This is a genomic window from Bacillus cereus group sp. MYBK14-1 (assembly GCF_051916885.1).
Classification (GTDB): domain Bacteria; phylum Bacillota; class Bacilli; order Bacillales; family Bacillaceae_G; genus Bacillus_A; species Bacillus_A cereus.
Window position 1 is genome coordinate 373,938 of record NZ_JBQAHM010000002.1, and the last position, 20,487, is coordinate 394,424.

The window sequence follows — 20,487 nt, forward strand, 5'->3', positions numbered from 1 at the left end:
CCTATACTTTTTTTCAGTAGTAAAAGTGAAAGCCCGCTTATTGTTATAAACGGGCTTTTTTTCTATATTCTAACCTTTTCTACCGCTTTTATTTGGCGATACTCTGGCTTCCACATTGCTTCTTGCACTGCCATCTTGATATCGTTATCACTTAAGTTCACTCTTGCAACACCTTCGGCAACTGCAACTTTCGCTACTTCAATTGCAACCATTTCTGAGATATTACGTAATTCTTCGACCTCTGGTAAAATAGGTGCTCCTGGCTGACTTGTATCTACCATACTTGCAACTGCTTCAGCAGCCGCTGCGAACATTCCATCCGTCATGACGCTTGCTCGTACTACAATTGTTCCAAGACCAAGCCCTGGGAAAATAAGTGCATTATTTGATTGTCCAATCACATACGTTACACCGTTATATGTAACTGGTTCAAATGGACTTCCTGTTGCAACTAACGCTCTTCCTTCTGTCCACTCGATTAAATCTGCTGGTTTTGCTTCAGCAAGTGGCGTCGGATTCGACATTGGTAAAATAATTGGTCTTTCTACGTGAGAAGCCATTTCTTTAATAATCGCTTCTTTAAATGCACCTGCAACAGTAGATGTACCAATTAAAATTGTCGGTTTTACATGTTTCACAACTTCAGCAAGTCCGATCACATCATTTTGCTTCCACCCACTTACTTCTGCTTCTTTTCTTGCGTACGGAATTTGGAAATCAAGAAGATCTTCCATATTATCTGTAACTAACCCGTTACGATCAATACACCAGAAACGCTTATATGATTCTTCTTCAGATACGCCTACGCGGACCATCGCATCTCTAACTTGATCTGCGATACCGATTCCAGCCGTACCAGCACCAAATACAACAACGCGGTGTTCACTTAGCGGTACACCAGAAGCTTTCACTGCCGATAATACTGCCGCAAGTGAAACTGCACCTGTACCTTGAATATCATCATTAAACGTACAAACATCATGACGGTATTTATCTAAAATTTTTCGTGCGTTACGAGAACTAAAGTCTTCCCAATGTAAAAGTGCTTTCGGGAATTGTTTGTTTACCGCTTGTACAAACGTATCAATAAATTCATCGTAAGCTTCACCTGTTATACGAGGGTGACGATTTCCAATATAAAATGGATTGTTTAATAGCTCCTCACGGTTTGTACCTACATCTAAAATTACCGGTAATACACGGCTAGGATCGATTCCAACTGCGGCCGTATAAACAGCTAGCTTTCCGATTGCGATGTTAATACCACCAACGCCCCAGTCACCAATTCCTAATATGCCTTCTCCATCTGTTACAACGACTAAATCAATGTTCTCAGCTGTTGCACCGATATTCGTGAATGCTTCTTCGATACCTGATGGATCGTTAATTGATAAATAAACACCACGTGGTTTACGATATTCATGACTATATCTTTGAATTGCTACACCGACAGTTGGTGTATATACAATCGGTAACATTTCACGTAAATGATCTGTTAATATACGATAAAATAATACTTCATTTCGATCATGTAACGCAGTTAAGTATACATTCTTTAATAAATCATCCGGCTGAGAACTAAATTGTTCGTATGCTCGGCGTGCCTGTTCTTCTAACGTTAAAACCGCTGGCGGTAATAACCCTTTTAAACCTAACTCTTCTCTTTCATTTTGTGTGAAAGCTACCCCTTTATTTAAAAGTGGTGTTGATAATACTTCTGCTCCTCTTAATGTTGTTTCTAATGCACCATTAGAAGCTACTGTAAACTTGCTCATAACATCCCTACCTCTATTCATATATAGCATTTCTATATTGTAAACAAAAAAGAGGGGATTGTCCCCCTCTTCTTTTAATTTTTCTTTAAAAGAGTTGCTCCTGCAATCCCTGGGTGTGTCATTTCGAATGGATCTAGAATTAACTCTAAGTCTTCTTGTGACAATACACCATTTTTCACACAAAGTTCTCGAACGGATTGGCCTGTTGCAATTGCTTCTTTCGCAACGCGAGCTGCTGCTTCATAACCGATATGAGGGTTCACGGCTGTAATAATTCCTACACTTTTCTCAACATACTCTTTTAAGCGATCTTCATTCGCTTCAATTCCTTTTAAGCAATTATCTGTAAAGGCACGGAAACCGTTATTCATAATGCTAATCGATTGCAGTAAGTTGAAAACAAGTACTGGTTCCATCACGTTTAATTCTAATTGTCCTGCTTCTGAAGCAAGGCAAATTGTATGATCATTACCTATTACTTGGAACGCAATTTGATTAATAACTTCTGGCATAACAGGGTTTACTTTCCCTGGCATAATAGATGAACCTGGTTGACGAGCTGGTAACATAATCTCTGCTAAACCAACACGTGGACCTGATGCCATTAAGCGAAGGTCATTCGCAATTTTAGACATATTCATCATACATACTTTCAGTGCTGCAGATACTTCTGTGTATGCATCTGTATTTTGCGTTGCATCTACTAAGTCTTCTGCACCAACTAGTGGTAGTTCACTAATTGCAGCTAAATGTTTTACAACTGCTTCAATATATTCTGGGTCTGCATTTAAGCCTGTACCAACTGCAGTTGCTCCCATGTTCACTTCATATAAGTGTTGACGTGATTGCTGAATTCGTTTCATATCACGTTCAAGTACACGAGAGTACGCCTTAAATTCTTGTCCAAGGCGAATTGGCACAGCGTCTTGTAAATGTGTACGACCCATTTTAATCACATGATCGAACTGTTCTGCTTTTAATTCAAATACATCGTGCATATAACCCATCGTTTGTAATAAACCTTCTAATGCGTTTAATGTAGCGATATGAATCGCTGTTGGGAATGCATCGTTTGTTGATTGCGCCATGTTTACATGACTATTTGGACTAATATAATGATAGTCTCCCTTTTCCATCCCTAATAATTCAAGAGCACGATTGGCAATGACTTCATTTGCATTCATGTTCATTGAAGTACCCGCTCCGCCTTGGATTGGATCTACGATGAAATGATCATGCCATTTTCCATCAAGAATTTCTTGAGCAGCCTCTGCGATCGCACCGCCCTTGTTCAATTCCAATCTTCCTACATCTGTATTCGCAAGCGCTGCTGCTTTTTTTACAATTGCGAACGCTCTAATTAAGCCTTCATGGATTTTGTATCCTGTAATTGGGAAGTTTTCAACTGCACGCATTGTTTGTACGCCGTAGTATGCATAGTTTGGTACTTCTTTTTCACCTAAAAAATCTTTTTCAATTCGAACACCATTTTTAACTTCAGTTAATGTTGCCATGATTATTCACTCCTTAACGATTTCTTATGCTGCTTTTGTTTCTTTGACTGTTTCTACATATTGTTTTGCTTTCTCATTATCGAATTCGCCTTCCCACTTCGACATAACAATGGCCGCTAATGCATTTCCTAATACATTGACAGATGAGCGAATCATATCTAAAATGCGGTCAATTCCCGCAATTAACGCGATACCTTCTAGTGGTAGCCCCATCGAACCTAGCGTTGCTAATACAACAACGAATGATGCACCTGGAACTCCCGCCATACCTTTGGATGTTAACATGAGAACGAATAATAACGTTATTTGCTCCGTTAGTGACATGTGCACACCGTACATTTGTGCAACAAATAATGCCGCTAACGCTTGATAAATAGCCGATCCAGTCAAGTTAAATGTATAACCTGTCGGAATTACGAAAGAGGCAACTGCCTTTGGACAACCGAACTCTTCCATTTTTCTCATTATATTAGGTAAAACAGCTTCTGAACTTGCTGTCGTAAACGAAAGAATCAGTTCTTCTTTTAAAATTTTCATTAATGTAAAAATGTTTACTCCAACCATTCGTGCATTAATACCTAATACAATCACAACGAATAGTATAACAGTTACGTATACAGCTAGCACTAGTTTTCCTAGCGGAAGTAATGTTGCTACACCAAATTTTGCAACCGTAACGGCAATTAATGCGAATACACCAAATGGTGCAAATTTCATAACTTGATTTGTAACCCAAAACATGGCTTCGAGTACACCTTCAAAGAAGTTAAAGACTGGCTTTCCTTTTTCTCCAATTGCTGCAACTCCTAAGCCGAATAGTACTGAGAAGAATATAATCGGTAATAGGTCACCTTGTGCAATCGATTCAAATACGTTTTTCGGTACAATATGAACAATTGTCTCAGCAAAACCTTTCTTCTCTGTTGCATCTGCAGTTTGTTTATAAGAAGAAATATCACTTTGCTGTAAATTACTCATATCAACGCCAGTACCTGGTTGGAATATATTCGCTGCAAGTAATCCCATTAAAATAGCAATCGTCGTAATAATTTCGAAATAAAGAATTGTCTTACCGCCTAGTTTCCCAAGCTTTTTCATATCTCCTACACCAGCTACTGCAACAATTAATGCTGAAATAACAATTGGTACTACAATCATTTTAATTAAGTGAATAAATATATCCCCAATTGGTGTGATATAAGAAATCGCCGTTTTATTGCCATAAAAGACTGCCCCTACTACAATCCCTAAAACAAGCGCGACAAAAATTTGTGTTGCCAATCCGAATTTTTTCATTTATGTTCATCCCCTTCATGCGAACGCTTTCAATTTGAATTTATAAAAGCTACTCACACATCTTATAAGCGAACCTACAAAATCATACAAAAACCTACAAGTTCGTCACAAAAAATTCAAATATTTTTCTTCTTTTTTTCATTGACACCATTTTGTTAAAAAACGATAAAATAAACTTGATAAGTAATCAGATTGTTTCGTATAATCAAAAAGATATATACTTAAAACAAATCAAAATGAAAAGGAGTGGATGTTATGAAAAACTATACAAAGCAATTCGTCCTATCTTCTTCTTTTCTTTTTCATTTTCTTAAAAAGGAACAAAGGCATTCGCCTTTGTTCCTTTTTTATTGCGATCTATATAGGGGGAATTGTTATGAGACCATATAAACGTGTCTTAATTAAATTAAGCGGCGGTGCACTTGCCGATCAAACTGGAAATAGCTTTAACTCCAAACGATTAGAACATATCGCAAACGAAATTTTATCCATTGTTGATTTAGGTATCGAAGTATCCATCGTCATTGGTGGCGGTAACATTTTTAGGGGGCATCTAGCTGAAGAATGGGGAATCGATCGAGTAGAAGCTGATAATATCGGTACGTTAGGTACAATCATTAACAGCTTAATGCTTCGCGGTGTTTTAACAAGTAAAACAAATAGAGAAGTACGCGTTATGACTTCCATCCCGTTTAATGCAGTAGCTGAACCATACATTCGCTTGCGTGCAGTCCACCATTTAGATAACGGCTATATCGTTATCTTTGGAGGCGGAAACGGGCAACCGTTCGTGACGACAGATTATCCAAGCGTACAAAGAGCTATTGAAATGAATAGCGATGCCATATTAGTCGCAAAACAAGGTGTCGACGGTGTTTTTACAAGTGATCCAAAGCATAACAAATCAGCAAAAATGTACAGCAAACTAAACTATAATGATGTCGTTAGACAAAATATACAAGTTATGGATCAAGCGGCATTACTGCTTGCCCGGGACTACAATTTACCAGCACATGTCTTTAACTTTGATGAGCCTGGAGTCATGAAAAAAATATGTTTAGGCGAACATGTGGGGACGTTGATTAATGATGATGTTACGATGTTGGTGCATGAAAAATAATGATTTCCCACCAAAAAAGGGTGCCTTTTGTAGGCACCCTTTCCTAATTCATCATCACAAATAGAAGTCAACCAATCCCGCCACTTTCTCCTTACAACGCTCCCAAAAAGATAACTTTTCAAAAAACTCTTTCGTCATTTCTTTCGAATCATGAAAATCCTCTGTTAACGCCTTATTAACTTGTCCTACAATAGGACCACCATAAATATAAAAATTCATTTCATCATTTATATTGAAGCTACGCGAAGTAAAGTTTGTTGTACCAATAACGGTTAATTCATTATCAATAAGCATTAATTTGCCATGGAACATTCCTTTTTTATACCCATATACAGTAATCCCATTATTAACAGCTTGACGTATGTATGGATACGCCGCTTCTTTTATAAGAGGTAGATCTGGTTTATATGACCAAAGTATTTTTACTGTAACACCACGCTTTTGTGCTGCGATTAAAGCATTCATGGATTCTTTATTTTTTGCTATAAAATACGGCGTTGCAATTACAATGGAGTGCTGAGCTTGTTTTATGAGCTCTATATATTTTTCAGCAACGTAATGCCCATTGTAACTAGTCATAGTATGTAATGTATTCCCTTCACTAGCTTTATTCGTACTCCTCTTTATCTCTTCTTTCGTATCTCGTTTCCAATCTAAAGCAAACTGCTCTTCTAAATCTTTTGCTCCTTCTCCTTTAAGCCGTACATGATAATCACGCCAATATCCAAATCGCTTATCTTTCCCTAAGTACTCATCTCCTATATTAAATCCGCCTGTATAGCCAATCTCCCCATCAATCGTCGTAATACGGCGATGATTACGATGATGAAGAGAATAAAAGCCGAATGGTAATTCAGGTTTTCTACTATATGTAAAATGCACACCATTTTCCTGCAATTCATTTTTCATCTTTCTTTCAAATGATAAATCATTAATGCGATCAACGGATAAATAGACGTTTACTCCTTCTTTTGCCTTCTCTTTTAATAAGTTTAAAAAAGTATGGCTACTTTTATCATCCGACAAAATGAAGAAATACGTGTAAATGGAGCTTTTCGCTTCTCTTATATCAGTAAATAATTGTTTATAAAAAGACTTCCCTTCTACATATAATTGAAAGTCACTATAATGAGGCGCATACTCTGTCGGCATGTTTTTCCCAGCTTCCATTTTCCTACCTAAGGTAACATCGATATGCATCCATATTAAAATAAAAACGAAAATAGCAATAACAATAGAAGTAACTCGCAATATTTTTTTAATCATTTTGATTTCCTTCCGATCATTTTCTTTCCACCTTTCTATTTTGTCATTCAAATTTAGATTTCATGCTTCATACAAAAAAGGATGTGACTTAACGTCACATCCTTTTCACATTAAACAAAATTTCTCGCATCATTATTTCTTCCAAACTTATAAATAGCAATTAAGAAGAATGCAATTGCGAAAGCGAATAAAATTAAAATGTTTAAATACAACTCCGAGAATGGTATTCCTTGTTGTAGTTTCGATACTGTGTCTAACAACCAGCGCTGTGGAAGAAAATTAGCTACTTTTTGTACTGCACTTGGCATAATGTCATATGGGAAATAACAACCCGCTAGTAAGCATGTTGGTACAATGACCATGTTTTGCATCGCATTTGCCGATGATGAGTTTTTTGAAAAAGCAACAATTACTAACGACATTCCAATCGCTATTAAAGCAAATATCATCAGTACACCAACCATAACGATGAAGGGCATATTGATATTCGTATGAAAAACATTCGTTAAGAATAGGATTGTAATCATAATTTGTACTGTTAATATAATCATATTTACCCCGACGTTAGATAATATAAATTTCTTTCCATCTATCGGCGTGGATAATAATCTAAAGTACGTTCTATTCTCTTTTTCTTTTAAAATATAGCCTGATAAGTTCACTGCTGAAAATAACATAAACATAATAAGATAACCCATGGTTTGGTTCGTCATATCTTTATTTTTCGAAGTATCTTCTAACGTCTCAGTCTTCACTTTAAATGAACTTTTTTGATATCCTGCGTACATCGTATCAAATGCACTTTGATCTGTTCCTGCTACTTTACTTATCGCTGCTACATTATCAATATAATTGTACAAATATGACTTAATAAACGCTGTTACTTGATCACCTTTAATCGATGAAATTTCAATATTGCTTGGTTTTCCTTCTCGGACACTTTCTGAAAAACCAGACTGTAACGTAATCACTCCATCAAGTTTTTTTGAAGTGAGTTTATCTTCTACTTCAGATTCTTTCACTTTACTTACTTTTACATGATTGATTTCTTCTAAAAATTTCACCGTATCATTTGCTATCGACTCATTTTCTTTATTTATAACTCCGATATTTAACGTCCCTTGCCCCGCATTTCCATATATTGAAAAGGAGATTAACGTTCCTATTATCGGCAAGCTAATAATAATGAGTAACCCTTTTTTATTTTTCAAAAGGACTGATAATGTTTTTTGCATAAGCCATAAAATATCTTTCATACTATAGCCCCTCCCGTCTGCGTAATGCGATAATCGATATGAATAAAAAGAGTGCTGAGATTCCGATATTTAAAGAGATGACTGGTAGTGCCGCCCCTACATCATTTGCATAAATAATTTTCATAACGGCAGTGTTTGCCCACGTTAATGGTGATAAATTCGTAACGAAATTTTCTTCTACTACGAAGTATGCCCCGCCAAAAATAGAAGCTAGTTGTACGATAACTAAAATAATTGCTCTAGATGCTTCACCTGTTTTTGTAATATATCCGATGCCGAGGCCGAAGCTAGTTGCTAAAAGGACTTCTGTTAGTAAAATAAGTAAGACAACTCCAAGATGATCGCCCCAGTTAGCTTGAAAAACAAATTTACTAAATAAAACGACAAGTAGTATGCACAGTGCATTCGCCACCATATTACCCAATATTTTCCCGATAAAAATTTCCGCTTTCGTTATAGGTGCAGCAATGAGACGATCTCCTGTTTTACGTATTCGTTCGCCTCTAATTAAATTACTTGCTCCCATCGCACCATACAAAGCAACCATCGTTGTCATTACAATTGCATAGTAATCCATAGAACCTGGTTTTTTAGCCGCTTGTAATGCCGTTTCTTTAATATACTCATTACGTTCTCCATTCGGAATTATTGTGCTAATTTTACTAGGGTCTACTTTCTCAATCTCAACTACTACATTGTACTTATCAACAAATGTAGTCATCATTCCTTCAACTATGCTACTTTCAATACTACTTCTATCACTTCCGTAAAACTTTACCCCGTCCTTATTCAATTCTACATACGCAGCGTATTTGTTTTGTTTTACTTTTTCTTTTCCATCTACCTCTTCAGAAACTTTCTTAAAGTGAATACCAGATTTACTTACTTCTTTTGCAAATGCTTCAAATGATTGAGAAAACGTACCATTTGCTTCATCTTTGTATATCACTTGTATATCTTTAATAGTATGACTATCGCTATTAAATGCATTACTTAACGCTGTTCCTAACACAAGCATAAGTACAATCGGAAATGCTAACATAAAAACTAAAGTTCTTACGTCTCTAAATTCTCTTTTAATGTGCATAATTGCAATATTGAAGATGTTCAATTGATGAACCTCCCTTTACCTTTTCTTCATTTACCTTTTATTTATCTCGTAAGTTTCTTCCGGTTAAGGTAAGAAATACTGTTTCTAAGTTGGGAGCCTGCTCCTCTAATGAACGAATTTCAATATCATGATTGATACAGTGTTGAATGATTTTATTTAAATTATTTAATCCCGCATCAGAATTCACTTTAATTACGTTTTCTTCAATTTGAACTGCTTTCACACCGTTTATCTCTTTTAATTTTTCTACATCTAAATTCTCTACCGATTTCACTTCAATCCAAATATCTTTCGTGTCAGTAATAATTGCTTTTAACTGTTCTTTCGTACCTTCTGCAATTACTTTACCGTGATCTACTATCGCTATTTTCGTACAAATCTCTTCTACCTCTTCCATGTAGTGACTCGTATAAATAATTGTACTTCCCATTTCATTTAATTTACGTACTGACTGCAAAATGTAGTTTCTTGACTGTGGATCAATTCCAACTGTCGGCTCATCCATAATAATTAACTTCGGTCTATGAGCAATTGCACAAGCGATATTCAGTCTTCGCTTCATCCCACCAGAAAAGTTCTTCGGATAGCTTTTCTGTTTATCACTAAGTCCTACAAATTTAAGAGCTTCCTCTACCCTAGCTTTTAATTCGGCTCCTCGTAACCCGTACAATCCAGCAAAGAATTTCACATTTTCATAGGCAGTTAACTCTTCATAAATCGCAATATCTTGCGGAACAATACCGATATTCATTTTCGCAAATCGATTATGTTTCTTTATATTTTTTCCTAGTATGCTAATCTCACCTTCATTACTTCTTAACAAACCAGCAATCATATTTATCGTTGTACTCTTACCAGCACCATTTGATCCTAAAAAGCCAAATATTTCTCCTTCTTTAATAGATAAAGACATATTATCAACTGCGATGAAATCACCAAATTTTTTCGTTAAATTTTTAATTTCTAATGTATTCATCATTTTCACCCCTATTTCGGTTTCTCTGCTTTTAGTATAAACAAAAAGAATGAACCTGCTCAGTGCAGAAGTTCATTCTTTTCACATGAGAATATTCACTTTTTTCATATGAGATGGTTCATCCTCGTACCATTCTCTTTATATTGGCAACAACATCGTTACTGAAAAACCACTTGTCCCATCTACAATAATTTTTCCGTTTACAGACGCTGTTCGCTCCTCCATCCCCATAATACCGAGACCTTTTTTAACAAGAGCTACCCCTTTTCCGTTATCCTTCACTTGCACCTTAACCATCTTGTTAAGTACATGAATATCTATAGAAATAACTGTCGCATCAGCATATTTCATTGCATTTGTTAGTGCTTCTGTAACATTCTCACCGATAATTTTCCACTGAATGGGAGAAATCATATCTAAGTTCCCTTTGTATACAAAAGGAATATTCACATCATTCTTACCGGCAAATTCCTCTATGAATAATTTCATACGATGAATGCCAATTTGCTCAGTTGGAGGCTTCATATTTTTTAATGTAATGCGAATACTTTCAATTCCATCTTTTGAAATGTGAATTGCATTTTGTAATAACTCCGCAGATTTTTCTTTATCTATTTCCATTAACCTTTTTGCTGCTTCCATTTGAATAAGTGCACCCGTCATCGAGTGACCAATTTTATCATGAATTTCTTGCGATAACCGATTTCTCTCTTCTAGCTTAAATGTGTATTCAGATTGTCTTATGTACTCTTTATTTTCATGTAAGCTTTTCGTAAGTCGTTGCATATCTTTTCGCATCTTATCATTTTGCGATTCAAGCTTTACTACACGCGATATATATCGATCTGCTATAGTTAAAACGAGAAAAGAAAATGCAACAATTAATCCATAAGTCATTCGAATACTTTCATCTGCAATCGTAATTGGGAGCATCATAACAACAAAGCGTGGCCAATTCTTTTCTATGTAATGGAATGTAATTTCGTATAAGTTCAAAGGTAAAAACAAAATAAAAAATGGATGAACCCTCCATGTAAATAACATAATTATGCCAATTGACATACAGATTAATAATTTTTTATACGTATCTTTTTTAAATATAGAAATCATTACGTTTACAGAGAGGTAAATAAGTAAAGTAAATATAACCCAAGGTAAATTTACTACATTTGCGTAAATATAACTAAACACAATATATAAAAAGACAATTAATTTACTTACAGTTAGCCAAAATTCCATATCACTAATCTACTTTCCCTGTTAAGTAATAAATCGCAATTTGTGTGCGATGTTCAAGTCCAGTTTTCCCTAAAACTGACGTAATATAATTTGCAATTGTTCCTTCAGATATAAAAAGCTGTTTCGAAATTTCTTTATTCGAGAAACCTTTTGCAATTAATGCGATAATACTAAGCTCCCTTTCTGTGAAAAGGCTCTTATCAATTTTACATTCTTCCTCTTTACTTTCCATTAAATTAGACTTAATTTTATCGAGGACAACATCTTGCATAACAGTTTGACCGTTATATACTCCTTTTATCGCATCACGAATACGCTCCGGATCGTTATTTTTTAACAAATAACCTTTCGCTCCGTTTTTTACTGCATCCAAAATATATTCATCATCATCAAACGTCGTTAAAATAAGCGGTTTTGTTTTCGTCTCTTCACAAATGAACTTCGTCGCCTCTACCCCGTTCATATTTGGCATGCGAACATCTAAAAGAGCAATATCAACTTCATGCTTTTTACAATATGCTACAGCTTCTTCCCCATCATTTACAGTATCTACTACTTCGAACTCTTCGTATGTATTTAAAATAATTTTCATGCCCTCTCTAATAAAAGAGTTATCATCCGCTATTAATATTTTAATTTTCATGTTTGTTAGTATGGCCCTTCCCCTACTAACATTCACATCCTTTCTCCGTGTAACATTTCCTACTTGCTCATTATATACTTCTCTTTACCATTTTTTCACACCTTTTTTCATCTAGCTCTCCTGCAAAAAATATATTATTCTTTTTTTACAATATGTGTAGGGTGACTTATCATTCTTTACGTCTATATAATAGAATGCGTCAAAAAGGAGGGAGAGACCCATTGAGGAAAAACAATTAATTGAAAAAGCACAGCAAGGAAGCGAGCATGCTTTTCGTATCCTTGTACAAACATATCGTCATTATATTTTTCAAGTTATCTTTTCTATTTTAAGACATGAAGAAGATGCGAAAGATGTTACACAAGAAGTATTCGTAAAAATTCACACCTCTCTCCCAAATTATCAATTTCGCGGATTAAAAACGTGGATGGCGCGTATTGCCACCAATCACGCTATTGATTATAAGAGGAAGAAAGCTAGAGAAAGTGAAGAACTCTCCTTATGTAAAGAAGCTGAGGAAAATATAAAGTCCTCTCATAATATTGAGGCTTTATTATTGACGAAAGAGCAGAAATTACTCATTGCTCAAAAACTGAGAGAACTTCCCGAAAATTACCGTGACGTCGTTCTCGCACATTACTTAGAAGAAAAAAGTTATCAAGAAATTGCTTTACAGGAAAACATCGAAGTAAAAACAGTCGAAATGAAACTGTATCGGGCACGAAAATGGATTAAAAAACATTGGAAGGAGGAAGAGTTTCTATGATGCATTATTCAAAAGAAGATTGGCGCAATTATACATTAGATTTTATAGAAAACAATAAACGTGAATCTATGGAAGAACATCTTTACGAATGTGATCATTGTTTAACACTTTATATGGAAAGTATTAATGAACAACATGAAAACCTTCCAATGATAAATGATGATTCATTTACGAACGAAGTTATGACGCAAATTAATTTTGAAACGCTACAACCTAATGAAAATATAAAAACAAACTCACTAAAACGCACAATTATTCACTACATAATTGCGACTGCAGCTACAATTATTTTTATGGTAAGTGGTTTATTCCAATATATTTTTACAGCGACATCAAATTTCGAGAAATCTTCAAAACATAACGAGTCTTCTATCTCACAACAAATTGTAAACAAATCGATAGATACATCAAAAAAGGACGGAGGTTTAAAGCATGAATAAAAACCCCTTTTTAGCACTTGTATTAGGGCTAATTCCTGGGCTTGGACATTTATACTTAAAAAAGCTAGGACGGTTTATTTTATATAGCGGAGGGTCTTTATTTCTATTCTCCTTTGCAGTATTTTGTACCATAGTAGTAAGAGAACGTGATATTGCTTTTCTTTCTCTATTTTTACTAGCCGTTCTATGGGCAATTAACTTACTAGATTTAGTTATCACCATTATAAAACAAACGAAAAAACAAGAAGCTGGAGAATTGATAAATTCCTCTAAAGAGAGCGAACGATTTTATATCATTCTCCTATCTATCATCCCTGGACTTGGCCATTTCCAATTAGGACTTATGCAACGCGGTCTTACGTTTTTAGTCGCTTGCGCTGGCTTAGGCAGCATGATTATATTTGTGACTTTATTAACATCTCAAGGAAGTTTCCTTATCTTCCTTATTACGTTACCTGTTTTATGGATTTATAATTTCTTTGACGTTGTTCAGCAACTACAGAAAAAAGAACGCGACGAGCAATTAATTGACCGTACTATTTTCGAAGATTTTGAAGAACATCAAGAGCAGGGAAAGAAAAGTAAAACATTTGCTTCTATTTTAGCGATGTTCCCTGGAGCAGGTCATATGTATTTAGGCTTACAACGCCGTGGTCTTCAGCTTATGGCAGCCTTCTTACTATCTATTTATTTACTCGACTTATTAAGACTTTCTGCGTTTTTATTTTTAGTACCAATCATTTGGTTCTATAGCTTTTTTGATGCGTTACAGCAAACAGCAAAATACGGAAAAGAACGAGTTCAAGACGAACCCATTATCGATTATTTTATAAATCATCAAAGATGGATCGGTATCGGATTAATTACACTCGGTGGTTATTATTTATTAAATCAAACAGTCCTTCCTATTTTGAATGATTATTTTGCAACTATATTTAATATTCATCTTAGTGAACTATATTATCGCTATTTCCAAACATCTATCGTTGCGCTCCTTTTAATTGGCGGCGGCTTTAAATTGTTACTTGGAAATAAAGAAAACAAAGGTGGGACAAGCGAATGAGGACTTGGCGTGTTGGAACATTCTCAATGGGGCTTTCTATTATATCGTTAGGGTGCTTTTTACTATTTTCAGTCGTAAAAGGAATTCAAGTATTAGATACACTAACTGCATGGTGGCCAGTTTTACTTATCATACTTGGAGCTGAAGTTTTACTATACCTTCTATTTTCTAAGAAGGAACAATCATTTATTAAATATGATATTTTTAGTATTTTCTTTATCGGTGTTTTAGGAAGCGTCGGAATTGCTTTTTACTGTTTATTATCAACTGGATTACTAGAAGAAGTTCGTCACTCTATTAACACAACGAGGCAAACGAGTAATATTCCAGACGGACAATTTGATATACCTGAATCTATTAAAAAAATCGTAGTAGATGCAGGCCATCAGCCTCTAACGATAGAGGGAAATAATACAAATCAAATTCACCTTTTGGGAACTTATGAAATGACGACGAAAGCAAATGAAAAACTCAATTTAAAACAAGATGATTTCCTTTCAGTTCAAACGGCTGGAGAAACGATGTATATCACTTTAAAATCATTACCTGTTCAGCATACGTTATTTAATTCAGCACCACAGGTGAAACCAACGCTTGTTCTTCCGCAAAATAAAAATGTGGAAATCCGTGCTTCAAATAACGAACTATCTCTTTATCCAGGTCAATTACAAAATAATTGGTTTGTACAGGAAAGCTCAAGAGTATCTGTCCATCTTGCAAAAGAGAGTGATGTATCTTTAACAGCAGTAACAAATCAAAAAGAAACACATGGAAGCACACCTTGGGAACAAGTAGAAGATTTAACGAAAAAAGAAAATACTTCTTCAGAAGAACATCCAGAATTAAACAACCAAGAACATTGGTATAAAAATTCGATTAAAACTGGAAATGGCACGTACAAGTTAAATATTGAGAAAGCTTATAATTTGAATATGAGTGTTCTCGAGAAATAAAAAACCTTCCGCAATTGCGGAAGGTTTTTCTCATATAATCGCTTTAATTCCTTCTAACACTAATCCAATCATAAATCCGCAAACCGCCCCGTTCACTCGGATCCACTGCAAATCTTTACCGACATTATTTTCAATCATTTCGATTAACGTTTTATCATCTAACTTATCAAGATTTTCTTGTACAAGCTTACCGATTTTGGAATGGTTTTTTTCCACAAGTGTAACAACTTGCTTTTGTAACCACTCCTCTATTTTTTGAACAGTTTGTTCATCTTCTTTTATTTTGTTCATTTGTTTTTGTAAAAATGGAATAACATATTTATCAGCAAATTCTTCATTATTTACAAAAGCAACTGCTCTTTGTTGTACTTGCTCTAGCATCTCTTTTATTTTGTCAGTAGCATTCCAATTCGCAATCCACTTTTCTTTCCAATTTTCTAATTCCTGTAATAAGGCTTCATTTTCTTTTACATTGATAATTTCTTGACGAATCTTCGCTAATATAAGTTGTCTTGTGCTATTATCAGCCTCTTGTAAGCTGTTAATATTACTAATGATAAACTTCTGCAAAATGCCGCCAATTTTATCTTCATCTACAATATTCATAAATGATTTCAAAGTAAACTGCAAGAATCCATCTACTTTTATATTTTCCATCGCCTTCATACCTAAACTTCCAAGCTGGTAGCGTGCTTCATCTTGCGCTGTCCAATCTTTCACTTTTACTAAAATGTAATCAAGTGTCTTTTCATCATATTCTTGCACAACTAATTGATCAACAAGCACTTGTAAAATGTTACTTGTATTAATTGTATGCAAATATGTTTTTAATTCTTTTTCAATAATAACAGCTAACTTTTCTGTATCTATTGTAACAATTGCTTTCTCTGCAATCGTTACAATCCCCTTTTTCACAGCATCAGACTGCATTTCTCTCTCAGCAATTTGCAGTACCATTTGTGCTAACTGCATCTCTTTTACTTTATTCGTAATACTTTCTTTCGTCAGCCATTCATTTTCTAACGTATTGATGAGCCCTTTCGTTACTCGTTTACGATTTTTAGGTAACAAAGCTGTATGCGGAATTGGTATTCCCATCGGGTGACGGAATAATGCTGTAACTGCGAACCAATCTGCAAGCCCGCCAACTAACCCAGCTTCAAATCCCCCTTGTATAATCTCTCCAGCTATCGTTCCTTGAAAAGGGATAGAAGCCGCAAAGCCGACACCCATAACCCCAAGCGAAATACCCGCTATATATTTAGTCTGTAATGACATCGTATACACATCCTCTTATTATGTAAAATAAAGCTTTTTGTTGTATTTATTCAATATTAGTTATCCTTTATATATACTATAAAGAACTATTGTGAAAATAACAAAGATTTTTATGTACATGAAAAAATGAGGCTACAACTAGCCTCATTTTTCTTATATCGTTAATTCCAAACCTTTCCTATAATATTCATCCATTATATCGTTTGGAACCATACTTCCACCCGTTCCCCACACAATATGAGTACCTTTTTTCACCTTCTCTGTTAACTGTAGCTTTTGTAAATACTCATCTTCTTTACATACTTTCACTGGCCCTATCATACCTGCTAGTGCAGAAGGCTCTAAATAAATATTCTCCGTATCAGCTAGCTCTTTTAACAATCTATATAACTCTTCATCGCTTACTGTGTAATTCCCACTCAAAAATGGTTCCATCGTTTTACCGACAAATCCAGATGGCCTTCCTACCGCAAGTCCATCCGCATCTGTTACATTATCAATTCCGATATCTTGAACGGAAATTTTGTCATGAAGGCCTGTCATTAAGCCGAGTAACATACAAGGAGAATGTGTTGGCTCTGCAAAGTAACAATGAACATTATCTTTATACAATAACTTTAAACCGAATGCTACTCCGCCAGGTCCTCCTCCTACTCCGCACGGAAGATAAACAAATAAAGGATGATTTTCATCTACTACAACCTCTAACTCTTCTAATTGCTTTTGTAATCGTGATGCTGCTACTGCGTATCCTAAAAATAAATCATGCGAGTTTTCATCGTCTACAAAATAACAGCTAGGATCCGCATCCGCTTGTCTTCTTCCTTCTTCTACTGCTTTGCTATAATCATCTTCATATTCAATAACGTTTACACCTTTACTTCTTAATAAATCTTTCTTCCATTCTTTTGCGTCTGCTGACATATGAACAGTTACATTAAAACCTAGATTCGCACTCATAATCCCTATGCTAAGTCCTAAATTCCCTGTAGAACCTACTGCAATTGAATATTTCGAGAAAAACTCTCTACATGTATCACTATCTAAAACGGAATAATTATCTTCTTCTGTTACCATTCCGTGCTGCAATGCTAGTTGCTCAGCATGTTTCAACACTTCATAAATACCGCCCCTAGCTTTAATTGATCCTGATATTGGAAGATGACTATCACATTTTAATAATAATTCTCCTAAAATAGGTTGCTCATATTTTCTCTCTAAAGCTTCTTTCATAGAAGGTATTTTCACTAAAGGTGATTCGATTATGCCGTTCGCCCCTTTCGTTTCAGGAAAAACTTTCGCAATATATGGTGCAAAACGCTTTAATCTCTCTTCCGCATCTTTTACATTCTCTTCATTAAGTGGTGAATCTTTTATTGCTGTTTCATACTTTTCTATGTTTGGATTTATCCAAAATACTTCTTCTGTTGCAATAAGCTTATTCACTAATGGATATTCTGCTTGTAATGCCCCTATTTCTTTCATTTTGTTTCCTCCTTATATCCTTGTAGCTCACCATACAATAAATTATAATTAAATTAATTTTAATATAGTTTAACACAAATAATCCTATTAAGTTAATTTTAATTTAATTTACTTAAATATAATTTAATAATCATTAAGGAGATTTTCATTATGGAAAATATAGATATTGGTAAAAAAATTGAAAAACAAAGAAAAGAAAAAGGTTTAACTAGTAAAGAACTAGCAAAGATGGCCGATATTACACCATCAATGTTAAGTCAAATTGAGCGCGGGTCCGCTAACCCTTCTATCCAAACATTAAAAGTGCTTGCTAAAGCTCTTGATGTGCCAACATTTAGCTTTTTACTTGAAGATACAAATACAGACGATTTAATTGTACGTTCCCATAAACGAAAGAAAATGATTATTGATAATTTATCATATGAAATGCTTTCACCTGATTTCACTGGAAATTTAGCAACAGCAATTATGACCGTCCCGCCTAATACAGCTTCATCAGAAAATGTGCTAGAACATAAAGGAGAAGAATTAGCATTTGTCTTAGATGGGAAAATCACATTATATTTAAATGAGGAAGAATACGTATTAGAAACTGGCGACAGTGTAAAAATACCTGCTTATTTAAAGCATAAATGGGTGAATCATTTTGAAAAAAACGCGATAGTCTTATTTTCTGTTACTCCGCCGATTTTTTAATATATCAATAAAAACAGGATGATTCTTATAAAGTGAGGATTATCCTGTTTTTATTAAATAAGAAAGTGAAATTTTTGTTAAAAACTTAACAGTTGGACCCAATCCGAACAATCCTCCTAAAAACATATTTACAAGTAAAACTATCCCTCCCATTGATGCTAACGTATCATGAGTCAGATTCATCCCACCACTACCAGAGGCACTTATAATATTCACATAAAAATAAGAAATATGTAAAAATTAATTAATTTTTCAGAATTTTGTTGAAAAATATGGTAAAATCACTCTTATACTTCTTCTATTTTGCTATTATAGAAATAATTAAATTAGGATACTTTTATCGAATGGGGGAATATATAATGAGTGTGTTATTAAAAGGGCATGAACAGATTGTCAACGAATTAAACATTTTATATCAAGTAATGGTAGCGGAGCAATTAATTGAAGCGAAACAATTAAAAGAAAAAATAGAGAAACAGATTAATAAAATTGAAGCTGATCAAACTCTATCGCTTTACTACTCCCTACTAAACTTTAAATATAAGGTCCTAACCGATTGGACAAACATTAAGTATGATACTTTTAGTCAAATTGTTCGTTTAGACAATCCAATAACTGAAGACTTTATTACTTATTATTATCACTTTTTTAAAGCTGAACATGCTACCATTATTGGAAATTATGATGAAGCAAAAAAAGAATACGAAAAAGCTGAATCCCTTTTAAAACATGTACCAGGCGAACTAGAAGAAGCTGAATATAAATATAAATTTGCTATATTTAATCACCATACAAACAAACCACTTACAGCAATCAATTATGCAAATCAAGCTAAAGAGATTTTCTCAAAATATCCACGTTATGAAATTAAAATAGCTCTATGCGAAAACATTTTAGGCTCATGTTCTGTTTATTTAAAACAATTCGAACAAGCCGAAGAGAACTATAATTCAGCAATCAATATTTTACAAAAGCTGAAAGACGATACACTAATCTTAAAAGTTCGAAATAACTTAGGTTGGCTCTACTCTTCTCAAAATCTATCAACCCTTGCTATTAGACATCTTACAATAGTTACAAACAAATTACCTAAACACCTAAAAGCCAATTTTCTACAAGCCAAAGAACATTTTAGTTTAAATGAAAAAGAACTTGCAAACGATTGGGTTCAAAAAGGCTTAGAAATTTGTAATGAATTAAATAATCAAGAATATAAACACCATTTCACTATCTTAAAAACACAACACACTGGTATTCTAGACGACTTAGAAAACGCAATCATTGCAGGCACTACATATTTTAACAGTAAAGAATTATACGATTATGTACAAGAATATTACGAATTATTAGCAGTAGAATTTCATAAAGTGAATAAAATAGAGAAATCTCAAAAATATTTTTTCAAAACTTACGAAGCAAAACAAAAATTATTAACTAAGGAGGCACTAAGATAATGAAAAAGATTAGTTTAGCTATTTTAACCTTTACATGCATACTTGCTTTTGGATTTAATAATTTTACTGAAAGTCAACAAGCAAAACAACTTCCAAAATGGGATACAGATAAACAAGAAACACATGCAGACCTATAGAAACCTAAAAACCCCTAAT

At 34.4% G+C, this 20,487-nt stretch carries 20 protein-coding genes; 8 read left to right on the plus strand and 12 right to left on the minus strand.

Features of this window, described 5'->3' with window-relative positions; translation table 11 throughout:
- Positions 1-62 precede the first annotated feature (62 nt).
- From malS to ACTFR3_RS07875, 3 genes are all read right to left on the minus strand, one after another.
- Entirely contained in the window at positions 63-1,775 is a 1,713-nt protein-coding gene (gene malS, locus ACTFR3_RS07865; RefSeq protein ID WP_141096661.1) for an oxaloacetate-decarboxylating malate dehydrogenase, read from the minus strand.
- A 74-nt stretch (positions 1,776-1,849) separates the two neighbouring features.
- Entirely contained in the window at positions 1,850-3,289 is a 1,440-nt protein-coding gene (gene aspA, locus ACTFR3_RS07870) for an aspartate ammonia-lyase (protein ID WP_000224194.1), read from the minus strand.
- Between the two features lie 24 nt (positions 3,290-3,313).
- Complete coding sequence (locus ACTFR3_RS07875; RefSeq protein WP_000713293.1) at positions 3,314-4,585, minus strand: cation:dicarboxylate symporter family transporter; 1,272 nt, start codon at positions 4,583-4,585, stop codon at positions 3,314-3,316.
- 376 nt (positions 4,586-4,961) lie between these two features.
- Here ACTFR3_RS07875 and pyrH point away from each other — a divergent pair, with 376 nt between their 5' ends.
- Positions 4,962-5,705: a UMP kinase gene (pyrH, locus tag ACTFR3_RS07880; RefSeq protein ID WP_001248059.1), complete on the plus strand. Its 744-nt coding sequence runs from the start codon at positions 4,962-4,964 to the stop codon at positions 5,703-5,705.
- Between the two features lie 54 nt (positions 5,706-5,759).
- Here pyrH and ACTFR3_RS07885 read toward each other — a convergent pair whose 3' ends face one another.
- The 6 genes from ACTFR3_RS07885 to ACTFR3_RS07910 form a co-directional block, all read right to left on the minus strand.
- Positions 5,760-6,971 (minus strand): phospholipase D-like domain-containing protein, encoded by a 1,212-nt coding sequence (locus ACTFR3_RS07885; RefSeq protein ID WP_259590655.1) that lies wholly within the window; start codon positions 6,969-6,971, stop codon positions 5,760-5,762.
- A 110-nt stretch (positions 6,972-7,081) separates the two neighbouring features.
- Positions 7,082-8,227 (minus strand): ABC transporter permease, encoded by a 1,146-nt coding sequence (locus ACTFR3_RS07890; protein WP_000651904.1) that lies wholly within the window; start codon positions 8,225-8,227, stop codon positions 7,082-7,084.
- Between the two features lies 1 nt (position 8,228).
- Positions 8,229-9,338, minus strand: coding sequence for an ABC transporter permease (locus ACTFR3_RS07895; RefSeq protein WP_001020161.1), 1,110 nt, complete (start codon positions 9,336-9,338; stop codon positions 8,229-8,231).
- A 37-nt stretch (positions 9,339-9,375) separates the two neighbouring features.
- Positions 9,376-10,314 (minus strand): ABC transporter ATP-binding protein, encoded by a 939-nt coding sequence (locus ACTFR3_RS07900; RefSeq protein ID WP_001093804.1) that lies wholly within the window; start codon positions 10,312-10,314, stop codon positions 9,376-9,378.
- Between the two features lie 138 nt (positions 10,315-10,452).
- Positions 10,453-11,553 (minus strand): sensor histidine kinase, encoded by a 1,101-nt coding sequence (locus ACTFR3_RS07905; protein WP_000397690.1) that lies wholly within the window; start codon positions 11,551-11,553, stop codon positions 10,453-10,455.
- A gap of 4 nt (positions 11,554-11,557) precedes the next feature.
- Positions 11,558-12,196: a response regulator transcription factor gene (locus tag ACTFR3_RS07910; protein ID WP_000694093.1), complete on the minus strand. Its 639-nt coding sequence runs from the start codon at positions 12,194-12,196 to the stop codon at positions 11,558-11,560.
- A gap of 277 nt (positions 12,197-12,473) precedes the next feature.
- On the opposite strand from ACTFR3_RS07910, the gene ACTFR3_RS07915 reads away from it, so the two are divergent.
- Genes ACTFR3_RS07915 through exsE form a run of 4 tightly spaced genes read left to right on the plus strand, consistent with a single transcriptional unit; the run spans position 12,474 to position 15,418 of the window.
- A complete protein-coding gene (locus ACTFR3_RS07915) occupies positions 12,474-12,962 on the plus strand; it encodes an RNA polymerase sigma factor (protein ID WP_071740389.1) in 489 nt (162 codons plus the stop codon).
- A complete protein-coding gene (locus ACTFR3_RS07920; protein ID WP_440044335.1) occupies positions 12,959-13,402 on the plus strand; it encodes a hypothetical protein in 444 nt (147 codons plus the stop codon). Before ACTFR3_RS07915 ends, ACTFR3_RS07920 begins: the two co-directional genes overlap by 4 nt.
- On the plus strand, positions 13,395-14,465 hold the full coding sequence (locus tag ACTFR3_RS07925) for a hypothetical protein (RefSeq protein ID WP_001039112.1): 1,071 nt from the start codon (positions 13,395-13,397) through the stop codon (positions 14,463-14,465). The genes ACTFR3_RS07920 and ACTFR3_RS07925 overlap by 8 nt, the downstream gene beginning before the upstream one ends.
- Positions 14,462-15,418 (plus strand): exosporium protein ExsE, encoded by a 957-nt coding sequence (exsE, locus tag ACTFR3_RS07930; RefSeq protein WP_440044336.1) that lies wholly within the window; start codon positions 14,462-14,464, stop codon positions 15,416-15,418. The genes ACTFR3_RS07925 and exsE overlap by 4 nt, the downstream gene beginning before the upstream one ends.
- 30 nt (positions 15,419-15,448) lie before the next feature.
- On the opposite strand, the gene ACTFR3_RS07935 is transcribed toward exsE, so the two are convergent.
- Positions 15,449-16,696 carry a DUF445 domain-containing protein gene (locus tag ACTFR3_RS07935; protein WP_151640083.1) on the minus strand — a complete coding sequence of 416 codons (1,248 nt, stop codon included), beginning with the start codon at positions 16,694-16,696 and terminating at the stop codon, positions 15,449-15,451.
- Positions 16,697-16,849: 153 nt separating this feature from the next.
- On the minus strand, positions 16,850-18,181 hold the full coding sequence (locus tag ACTFR3_RS07940) for a D-serine ammonia-lyase (protein ID WP_000658538.1): 1,332 nt from the start codon (positions 18,179-18,181) through the stop codon (positions 16,850-16,852).
- Between the two features lie 150 nt (positions 18,182-18,331).
- Between ACTFR3_RS07940 and ACTFR3_RS07945 the strand changes: the two genes are divergently transcribed.
- Positions 18,332-18,877: a helix-turn-helix domain-containing protein gene (locus tag ACTFR3_RS07945; RefSeq protein WP_000427637.1), complete on the plus strand. Its 546-nt coding sequence runs from the start codon at positions 18,332-18,334 to the stop codon at positions 18,875-18,877.
- Between the two features lie 39 nt (positions 18,878-18,916).
- Here ACTFR3_RS07945 and ACTFR3_RS07950 read toward each other — a convergent pair whose 3' ends face one another.
- Entirely contained in the window at positions 18,917-19,093 is a 177-nt protein-coding gene (locus ACTFR3_RS07950; protein ID WP_440044337.1) for an ATPase, read from the minus strand.
- 143 nt (positions 19,094-19,236) lie between these two features.
- Here ACTFR3_RS07950 and ACTFR3_RS07955 point away from each other — a divergent pair, with 143 nt between their 5' ends.
- Together ACTFR3_RS07955 and ACTFR3_RS07960 are read left to right on the plus strand one after the other, a co-directional pair.
- Positions 19,237-20,331, plus strand: coding sequence for a tetratricopeptide repeat protein (locus ACTFR3_RS07955; RefSeq protein WP_000114849.1), 1,095 nt, complete (start codon positions 19,237-19,239; stop codon positions 20,329-20,331).
- On the plus strand, positions 20,331-20,468 hold the full coding sequence (locus tag ACTFR3_RS07960; RefSeq protein WP_000724012.1) for a hypothetical protein: 138 nt from the start codon (positions 20,331-20,333) through the stop codon (positions 20,466-20,468). Before ACTFR3_RS07955 ends, ACTFR3_RS07960 begins: the two co-directional genes overlap by 1 nt.
- Positions 20,469-20,487: the final 19 nt, after the last annotated feature.

Bases quoted from the DNA above. Each gene is read 5' to 3' on its own strand.
- ACTFR3_RS07905 (WP_000397690.1), bottom strand. From the start codon at position 11,553: ATGGAATTTTGGCTAACTGTAAGTAAATTAATTGTCTTTTTATATATT.
- ACTFR3_RS07920 (WP_440044335.1), top strand. From the start codon at position 12,959: ATGATGCATTATTCAAAAGAAGATTGGCGCAATTATACATTAGATTTT.
- pyrH (WP_001248059.1), top strand. From the start codon at position 4,962: ATGAGACCATATAAACGTGTCTTAATTAAATTAAGCGGCGGTGCACTT.
- ACTFR3_RS07885 (WP_259590655.1), bottom strand. From the start codon at position 6,971: ATGATTAAAAAAATATTGCGAGTTACTTCTATTGTTATTGCTATTTTC.
- aspA (WP_000224194.1), bottom strand. From the start codon at position 3,289: ATGGCAACATTAACTGAAGTTAAAAATGGTGTTCGAATTGAAAAAGAT.
- ACTFR3_RS07925 (WP_001039112.1), top strand. From the start codon at position 13,395: ATGAATAAAAACCCCTTTTTAGCACTTGTATTAGGGCTAATTCCTGGG.
- ACTFR3_RS07900 (WP_001093804.1), bottom strand. From the start codon at position 10,314: ATGAATACATTAGAAATTAAAAATTTAACGAAAAAATTTGGTGATTTC.
- ACTFR3_RS07875 (WP_000713293.1), bottom strand. From the start codon at position 4,585: ATGAAAAAATTCGGATTGGCAACACAAATTTTTGTCGCGCTTGTTTTA.
- ACTFR3_RS07945 (WP_000427637.1), top strand. From the start codon at position 18,332: ATGGAAAATATAGATATTGGTAAAAAAATTGAAAAACAAAGAAAAGAA.
- ACTFR3_RS07940 (WP_000658538.1), bottom strand. From the start codon at position 18,181: ATGAAAGAAATAGGGGCATTACAAGCAGAATATCCATTAGTGAATAAG.
- ACTFR3_RS07935 (WP_151640083.1), bottom strand. From the start codon at position 16,696: ATGTCATTACAGACTAAATATATAGCGGGTATTTCGCTTGGGGTTATG.
- ACTFR3_RS07960 (WP_000724012.1), top strand. From the start codon at position 20,331: ATGAAAAAGATTAGTTTAGCTATTTTAACCTTTACATGCATACTTGCT.
- ACTFR3_RS07910 (WP_000694093.1), bottom strand. From the start codon at position 12,196: ATGAAAATTAAAATATTAATAGCGGATGATAACTCTTTTATTAGAGAG.
- ACTFR3_RS07890 (WP_000651904.1), bottom strand. From the start codon at position 8,227: ATGAAAGATATTTTATGGCTTATGCAAAAAACATTATCAGTCCTTTTG.
- ACTFR3_RS07955 (WP_000114849.1), top strand. From the start codon at position 19,237: ATGAGTGTGTTATTAAAAGGGCATGAACAGATTGTCAACGAATTAAAC.
- exsE (WP_440044336.1), top strand. From the start codon at position 14,462: ATGAGGACTTGGCGTGTTGGAACATTCTCAATGGGGCTTTCTATTATA.
- malS (WP_141096661.1), bottom strand. From the start codon at position 1,775: ATGAGCAAGTTTACAGTAGCTTCTAATGGTGCATTAGAAACAACATTA.